Annotated in this window: 1 protein-coding gene; it reads left to right on the top strand. The window is 68.0% G+C overall.

Annotated elements, in window-relative coordinates:
- Positions 1 to 126: 126 nt before the first annotated feature.
- On the top strand, positions 127 to 1,575 hold the full coding sequence (locus ABZV93_RS28790) for an IS1380 family transposase (protein ID WP_354942095.1): 1,449 nt from the start codon (positions 127 to 129) through the stop codon (positions 1,573 to 1,575).
- Positions 1,576 to 1,720: the final 145 nt, after the last annotated feature.

Genomic DNA, 1,720 nt, shown 5'->3' with positions numbered 1-1,720 from the left:
CTTAGCCCGGATCCGCCGATGGGCTGGGTGTGGTGAGCGGGTCGTGACGCGAGAATGCCCTTGCGTGTTGGAGGATCGGTCTTGTCGAAGGAACGATCCTGAAGCAACACGAAGGGCATCTCTGGGATGCAACTGTCTCACACGTTCGCCGCGACGTCTGCGGTGTTCGACGAGCCGAATCTGGTGTCGTCGGCGGGGTTGGTCCCGGTGATGGGCCTGGCAGAGTCGGTAGGCCTGCACGAGCTGGCCGATGCGCACCTGTCCGTGCCGGGTGACAAGGGTGCCAACGCCGGGTCGAAGGTCGCCTCGCTGGTTGCGGGCATGGTGGCCGGTGCGGACAGCATCGATGACATGGCGCTGCTGCGTCACGGTGGGATGGGCCGGGCGTTCACCGGCGTCTACGCCCCGTCGACATTGGGGTCGTTCCTGCGCTCGTTCACCTTCGGCCACGTCCGCCAACTCGATGCCGTGGCGGCCCGGTTGCTGGCCGGCCTGGCGGCCAGCACGCCGCTGGTCGCCGGGATCGACGACGCCGACGACACCGACGACACCGACGACAACTTTGGCAGCGATGACTACACGGCCGTCGATGTCGACGACACGATCATCGAGGTCCACGGCTACGCCAAGCAGGGGGCCGGGTTCGGCTACTCCGGTGTGCGCGGCCTGAACGCCCTCCTTGCCACCGTCACCACCAGCCGGTCCGCGCCGGCGATCGTGGCGCAGCGGCTGCGCAAGGGGTCGTGCGGGTCCGCGCGTGGTGCGAAACGGCTGGTCACCGATGCGTTGAAGACCGTGAACGCCCTGCGGGGCCCCAGCCGGCAGGCTCCGGTTTTGGTACGCGCGGACTCGGCGTTTTACGGCCGGCCCACCATCGCCGCGGCGGTCGGTGCTGGGGCGCAGGTGTCGGTCACCGTCCGCTTGGACACGTCGGTGAAGAAGGCCATCGCCACCGTTGAGGAGTCGGCGTGGGAAACGATCGCCTACCCGCACGCGGTCTATGACGAGACCACCGATCGGTGGATCTCCCGCGCTGAGGTCGCGGAGATACCGTTCACCGCGTTCAGCGGAAAGAGCAAGGCTGACCAGGTGCCCGGCCGCCTGGTCGTGCGCCGTATCCCCGACCTCAACACCGCCCCCGGTCAGGACGGCCTGTTCGCCATGTGGCGGTTCCATGCGTTCTTCACCACCGTGCCCACCGAGGCGATGGACACCGTGACGGTGGACAAGACCCACCGAGCCCACGCGATCATCGAACAAGTCCACGCCGACCTGAAGAATTCAGCCCTGGCACACCTGCCCTCCGGCCGGTTCGCCGCGAACGCGGCCTGGCTGGTTCTCGCGGTGATGGCGTTCAACCTCACCCGCGCCGCAGCCACCCTCACCGATCCCGCGCTGGCCAAGGCGACCACCGCCACCATCCGCGCCAAACTGATCGCAGTCCCCGCACGCCTGGCAACTTCCGCCCGACGGATCGTCTTTCACCTGCCGGCCGCCTGGCCATGGGAAACCGCGTGGACCCGCCTGTTCACGACCGTGCTCGGCTGCGGACCACCCACCCCCGCGACGACCTGACCACCCAGCCTCAACGGCGCGACCGGAACCCCACGTGGACACCCTGGCAACCAGACCAGGCGAAAGCCCCTGCCCCCGACCGAACCTTGCCCACAAGGCGATCCGGAAACGATCACCTACAGCCCATCGGTGGATTCGGGCTTAG

The organism is Actinopolymorpha sp. NPDC004070, assembly GCF_040610475.1.
Lineage (GTDB): Bacteria > Actinomycetota > Actinomycetes > Propionibacteriales > Actinopolymorphaceae > Actinopolymorpha.
This window is presented reverse-complemented; position numbering and strand designations above follow the sequence as displayed.

Coding starts and splice junctions, on each gene's coding strand:
- ABZV93_RS28790 (WP_354942095.1), top strand. CDS start 127: ATGCAACTGTCTCACACGTTCGCCGCGACGTCTGCGGTGTTCGACGAG.